Origin of the sequence: Geosporobacter subterraneus DSM 17957 (genome assembly GCF_900142145.1) — a bacterium.
Classification (GTDB): domain Bacteria; phylum Bacillota; class Clostridia; order Peptostreptococcales; family Thermotaleaceae; genus Geosporobacter; species Geosporobacter subterraneus.
Genome location: NZ_FQZV01000089.1, coordinates 1 through 6,133, shown reverse-complemented (window position 1 = coordinate 6,133; position 6,133 = coordinate 1). Strand labels below are relative to the sequence as shown.

6 protein-coding genes are annotated in these 6,133 nt (G+C 37.1%); 5 read left to right on the top strand and 1 reads right to left on the bottom strand.

What is annotated here, in order from left to right:
- Positions 1-180, top strand: a 180-nt coding sequence (locus tag BUB56_RS19610) for a transposase (protein ID WP_408606966.1), incomplete at its 5' end; no start/stop codon positions are given.
- Between the two features lie 165 nt (positions 181-345).
- On the opposite strand, the gene BUB56_RS18750 is transcribed toward BUB56_RS19610, so the two are convergent.
- Positions 346-1,419 (bottom strand): tetraprenyl-beta-curcumene synthase family protein, encoded by a 1,074-nt coding sequence (locus BUB56_RS18750; RefSeq protein WP_242946440.1) that lies wholly within the window; start codon positions 1,417-1,419, stop codon positions 346-348.
- Between the two features lie 102 nt (positions 1,420-1,521).
- On the opposite strand from BUB56_RS18750, the gene BUB56_RS18745 reads away from it, so the two are divergent.
- From BUB56_RS18745 to BUB56_RS18730, 4 genes are all read left to right on the top strand, one after another.
- Positions 1,522-2,079, top strand: a complete 558-nt coding sequence (locus BUB56_RS18745) for a uracil-DNA glycosylase (protein ID WP_110942772.1) — start codon at positions 1,522-1,524, stop codon at positions 2,077-2,079.
- A 12-nt stretch (positions 2,080-2,091) separates the two neighbouring features.
- Positions 2,092-2,664 (top strand): uracil-DNA glycosylase, encoded by a 573-nt coding sequence (locus tag BUB56_RS18740; protein WP_110942771.1) that lies wholly within the window; start codon positions 2,092-2,094, stop codon positions 2,662-2,664.
- Entirely contained in the window at positions 2,661-3,302 is a 642-nt protein-coding gene (locus BUB56_RS18735) for a cyclase family protein (protein ID WP_110942770.1), read from the top strand. Before BUB56_RS18740 ends, BUB56_RS18735 begins: the two co-directional genes overlap by 4 nt.
- Before the next feature lie 507 nt (positions 3,303-3,809).
- Positions 3,810-5,912: a methyl-accepting chemotaxis protein gene (locus BUB56_RS18730; protein WP_190014759.1), complete on the top strand. Its 2,103-nt coding sequence runs from the start codon at positions 3,810-3,812 to the stop codon at positions 5,910-5,912.
- Positions 5,913-6,133 lie beyond the last annotated feature (221 nt).

Below are 6,133 nucleotides of genomic sequence, written 5' to 3'. Positions count from 1 at the left end.
CTTTATAACATGAGAACTTCTGTAGAACGTTTCTTTGGTGATGGCAAAGAACATTATGCCCTGAATAATCTTAGAGTTTCAGGGATTAAAAAATCGAAAGTATTCATGGATTTAACCTGTATTGCCATCATCGCATCTAAGATGGTAAAGGCTGATAAGAAATTGAATCATGCAGCATAAAACTAACAATGTAAAAATGGGAGGGATGCATTCATAATAAAAATTGAAAAAACTGTGGATAACTTAGTTTTATAGGGGTTGTCTAACCTTTTTTAGGGTCAATTTGGGATTTTTCACAGATTTTTATCCACAATTTCAATTTTTGAATTATGCAATATCCTCATATTATATAATATTCTTTTTTCTAAGGATTCTACAAATATGGTAGTACATACTAGCAGAGTTGGGGGCAGCCCGAAGCAGCTCCATTGATAAGAAATGTTCTTCCGGCGGAGAAGTTTTAGGATCGGAGAGATACATGGATAATAGTCCTTCGATCACTGTTAGGTGAAATAAAGGATAATCCAATGCAGATATTTTATTCATGGACTGCTGCAGAAACCAGAGCAAGCGCTGGCGTTTATGCTGGGAATCCTTATAATAGGAGACAAAGTTTAAATCTCCAGTGATAGAGTCTTCCCGAAGGTCAATAAAATAGTCCAATAGAATATGCAGGCCGCAAACCCAGGGAAAATAGGCTTCCATTACCTGGGTTACTTTGCTTTTTGTTAGATCAGGATCTTTGGCTAAGGTGCAAAGCATAAAAATACCCAAGGTAGATCCTGCCGCTGCGGAAAATTCCCAGGTAGACAGCTCCGGATATTTTTCCAGATAAGGCTTTGACCAGTTGAACATGTGATTTTCTCTAATTGATAAAGGGGTATGCTTGTAGGCTTGCATTTCGCTATAAAGCTTGCCCAGATACAACACTTCCTTCTGTACCATTGTATAGGAAGTCAGTGTACGAATATAGGCTTTACAGGTAGATACCAGTTCCTGCAAATAACCTCCGTCTTCTCCATGGGGATAATCGGAATAATAATGATTATAATTTTCTTCTGTGTTCAGTGCATCAGTGATGGCAAGATGGAGCTGTAAAAAGGCTTTAGCATCCTCTACGCCGACCCGGTCGCAAAGATTATCTAAGTAATCACTGATGGTCTGAAGGGCTACAATGAACTTAATCAGATCCTCATCTACGGAGGAACCATAGAGGGCATAAATGCTGCCTCCCTGAGCATGGAAAGACTTTTTGCCAATACTGGCTGCAGCTTGTTGGGAAAGAATATTGCTGGAGGCTTTTCCAGCCTGCTGCTGCCAAAAGTTAAGCTCCCGCTTTACAATGGGAAAGACATCTTTGACGAAAGTATAAATAATTTTTGATTGTTCTATATGGTGTCGAAGGGTTTTTGAATACAAATACATCACCTCAAAATAAAATGTATAACCTATTGTTGACAAATGGGCAGGAAATCATTCTTTTGTGGAAAATATATAGATGTAAGATAGGGGTGATAGAGGATGTATACTTTAGAATCATTACAGCAGCTAGTGAGCCAATGCATGAAATGCCCTCTGCACCAAGGGAGGACCAAAACAGTTTTTGGTGTAGGAAATCCTAAGGCAGATATACTATTGGTGGGAGAAGGGCCAGGACACCAAGAGGATATAGCTGGAGAACCCTTCGTAGGTCCTGCTGGGCAGCTGCTGACAAAGGCTATTGAAGGAATTGGCATGAGCAGAGAGACTGTATATATTGCGAATATTGTAAAATGCAGACCGCCTGGAAATAGAAATCCCTTAAAGGAAGAAATGGAAAGCTGTATTCCTTATCTGCGATGGCAGGTAAAGCTGATACGGCCTAAAATAATCCTGTGTTTAGGTTCTATCGCGGCTACAAATATTATTGATCCGGACTTTAAGATCACAAGACAGCGGGGTCAGTGGCAAGAGAAAAAGGGAATTTGGATAATGGCTACCTTTCACCCTTCTGCAGTGCTTCGAGATGAAACGAAAAAAAAGCCTTTTTGGGAGGATTTTAAGGAACTGAAAAGGAAATCTGAAGAAATATTAGGATAGGAGTTGCGTTTTGTGAAGCAGGAAAAGCTAGAGCAATTAAAATCCAAATGCATAGCATCCAGCAGGGAACCGATTGTCTTTGGAGAGGGAAATTCCAATGCCTTCATCCTATTGGTGGGAGAAGCTCCCGGGGCAAAGGAAATCGAAGCGGAAAGGCCCTTTGTAGGACAGGCTGGGAAAATCCTGGATGAATTTTTAGAGGTACTTGAATTAGACCGGGAGGATATTTATATCACCAATGTGGTAAAAATCAGACCTTATAAAGTTAATGAAAAAACAGGAAGAAAATCCAACCGGCCTCCCAGTAAAGAAGAAATTGAACAATATGAAAAATATTTGCTGGAGGAAATCAATATTATTCAACCGAGGGTCGTGGTAACTCTAGGCAATGTACCTCTTAAGGCCCTCTTGAGAGATTCGAAGACAACTATCGGAGAGAAGCACGGTACAGCTATACAGATGGAGAATCATTATGTATTTCCGCTATACCATCCTGCATCCATTATTTATCGGCAGGAATTAAAAAAGATTTATCGAGAGGATTTAGTAAAACTAAAAGAATTTTTAAAGGGGATATCATCATGAAAATCATTGACTTAACCCATAAAATAGAGGAAGAAATGCCGGTTTTTCCAGGAACGGAAAAGCCGGTTCTTCAAAAAGCCAATACCATAGAAAAAGATGGCTTTGCAGAGGTAAAGATCACCATGTACTCCCATACGGGAACCCACATGGATGCTCCAGCCCATATGTTGGATCAGGGTACTACATTGGATCAATTTCCCATAGAAAAATTTATGGGAAAAGGGATTATTCTTGATTTTTCTAATGTTAATGTAAAACATATTGATGTAAATGCTTTAAAAGTACATGAAGAAGAAATTAAAGAGGTCGAGTTTCTGATACTCAAAACCGGTTGGTCTAGATATTGGGGAACTGAGGTATATTATAAAGGTTTTCCCGCTCTTAATGATGAGGCCGTCCTATGGCTAACCCAATTTCAGTTAAAGGGAATAGGCATTGATGCCATATCCATCGATGACATGGATTCCATTACCTTTGCTGTGCATAAGAAGCTTATGGAGAAAGATATACTGATCATTGAGAACCTGACCAATTTAGATGCGGTGGGCGAGGAACCTTTTATTTTAAGTGTTCTGCCATTAAAAACAAAGGATGCAGATGGATCGCCAATTCGGGCGGTGGCTATCAAGGATATATAGTAAGAGGAGTAGACCGTTTATTAATGACAGTCTTCAAACAATTTAATTTCTATTAAATAAACATTTGTAGGTATTATGACGTAGAATTACTATCTTTGGCTGTCATCCTGAGTGGAACGAAGGATCTAGTATTTAAATTCTAGACTTATTGGCTTCGCTCAGGGTGCAACTCTATGGCGGTAATAAATGTAGGGTTAGATACCAGTGATCAACATAGTTGAAAAAATCTTAATGATTTACTGAAAACTCTCCACTATATATAAACATCAAAGATTGTTTTTAATGGAATGACCACTGTGTTTTTTAATTATGTGGTATCTGTATTATTTTACCAATTAAGGGAATCTCACAAAGATTCCCTTTAATATTGCTGTAGTATCAGTAATATTGAAGATATAACAGTTAATATAAATAACATTTTTTTTACGGAAATTACTTGTATCGAATTCTATAATAAAGCTATAATGAATACATAAAATGTCGAAAAATATCGAATGGAGGCATAAAATGGTTAGATGGTTTAGAAACTTAAAAACGGTTGCCAAGATTGGTGTTTTTGCTAGTTTCATAATTGTTGTGAACATTCTTTTATTTCTCGCTACTCTAAACAAAATCTATGATTCTAATATGAATCAGTCGCAGATGTATGCAGTGGAGTATTCCAGATCAAATTCGAAAGAAATAAGTAAGGAAATTGAAAAAACATCGATTATTGTTAATGACATTGTAACCAGTATTTCATCTTTAAAAAAGTCAGGAAATCTTACGAGAGAGCAGGTTATCGGTCTTCTTGAGGATAGTATTAAAAATAATCCACAGTTGATTGCCCACGGTACTGGATGGGAGCCAAACGCTTTTGATCAAAAAGATGTTGATTACATAGATGCACCCTTTCACGACACTACGGGAAGATTCATTCCGTATATCTATATATCAAATGGGACAACAGTGGTAGAGCCTCTTGTCGATTATGACGTAGAAGGTTCAGGTGATTGGTATTTAATCCCGAAAAAAACTAAAAAACCAGTTTTAACAGAACCCTACTTATATCCTGTAAACGGAGTAGAGGTTTTGATGACAACTATTTCAGTACCTATAATAGATGATAATAATAATTTTCTAGGGGTTGTTACTGCAGATATTGGTTTAGAACATTTACAAAAAAAGATAGAAACGTTAACACCATTAGATGGATATTCAATATTGATTTCTAATACAGGGACAATCGTAGCCCATGGAAACCAACCAGATAAAATACTTAAAAGTGCAATAGAAGAAGGGATAGCTAGCAAAGAGGTTCTTAGCAATATTAAAGATGGTAAAGGAGGATATTTTTTTAATGATGAAGAGAGCCAAACATTTTTTAGTGTTTATGAGCCTATCTCAATAAATGGAATTGAAGAATCATGGTCGTTTTTTGCTAAGATACCAAAAGAGAACATTCTAAAAGACTATAGCCAAATATTGAGATTTATTATCCTGGTTACGCTAGGGTCAGTAATCACAATCACTTTTGCGATCTTTATTCTTGCAAGAAATCTATCATCTCCTATTAAGCATACCGTTGAATTGATGAAAAAGGCTGAAAAAGGAGATTTAACGGCTGTTGCCCAAATAGATCGAAAAGATGAATTTGGCACTTTATCCCATAGCTTTAACAATATGATCATCAACATAAGAAGGTTGATTGAGCAAATAACAGAAGTAGCATTTAACATAAGTACATCATCGGATCAGTTAGCAAAAATATCAAGTAATACTGCCAACTCTGTAGAGGAGGTATCCAGAGCCATAACAGAGATTGCATCTGGTGCATCAGAGCAAGCCAAAGAGGCTGAAGTATCTACAAATAAAGTAATAAGTTTATCCCAGTCGATTGATAAAGTATATTTATACTCAAATACCATGAAAGCCAAGTCAAATGAAACTGTGGAACTAAGCAGCAAAGGACTAGCAACGATGAAAATGTTAGGGGATACTACAGAAGAGACTAATAAAATAACAAGACAGGTTAGCAATGTGATTTTAGAGCTAAATGAAAAATCTAATTCTATTGGAAATATTGTAAATGTTATTACCAATATCTCCGAGCAGACAGGACTTTTATCACTGAATGCAGCAATAGAGGCAGCAAGGGCTGGAGAATCGGGTAGAGGGTTTGCTGTGGTTGCAGATGAAATTAGAAAGCTTTCAGATCAGTCAAAGCGATCAACTTCTGATATTGCAGGTATTATTTCAGAAATCCAACACGAGATATCCGAGGTAGTAAGGACAATGAAGCAAGCTGATTTAACTATGGAAAAGAATAATGAGGCAGTTGAAAAAACAAAAGAAGTTTTTGAAGCTATCGTTCATGCTGTTACTATAATTAACGCTGAAATTGATAAGGTGAATATGGCAATATCTATAGCGGGAAATGAAAAGGATGCCATAATCACGGCTATCGAAAGTATTTCTGCTGTTTCCCAAGAGCAAGCAGCCTCATCGCAGCAAGTCAGTGCATCTATGGAAGAGACTGCTTCAGCGATGGCTGTAGTGTATGAATCTACACAGAAATTAAATGAGCTTGCAAAGCTATTAGATCAATCCATAAACCAGTTTAGACTATAGGACATGAAGTATCTTTTGCATACGAGTACATATCAATACCTTATGTAAAGCAGGCTTCCCAAAATTACTTTGGGGGGCCTTTAAATATTACGTGAAAACTATCTAGATATAAGGGATAACAGAGAAAATATTTAATATTGAAATCATAGGCGTCAACTTAACCCATAATTTGTCATCCTGAGCGGAGTAAAACGGAGTCGAAGGATCTTTAAGCTAGATGA

Excerpts from the sequence above, each read along its gene's own strand:
- BUB56_RS18745 (WP_110942772.1), top strand. The coding sequence starts at position 1,522 with ATGTATACTTTAGAATCATTACAGCAGCTAGTGAGCCAATGCATGAAA.
- BUB56_RS18730 (WP_190014759.1), top strand. The coding sequence starts at position 3,810 with ATGGTTAGATGGTTTAGAAACTTAAAAACGGTTGCCAAGATTGGTGTT.
- BUB56_RS18735 (WP_110942770.1), top strand. The coding sequence starts at position 2,661 with ATGAAAATCATTGACTTAACCCATAAAATAGAGGAAGAAATGCCGGTT.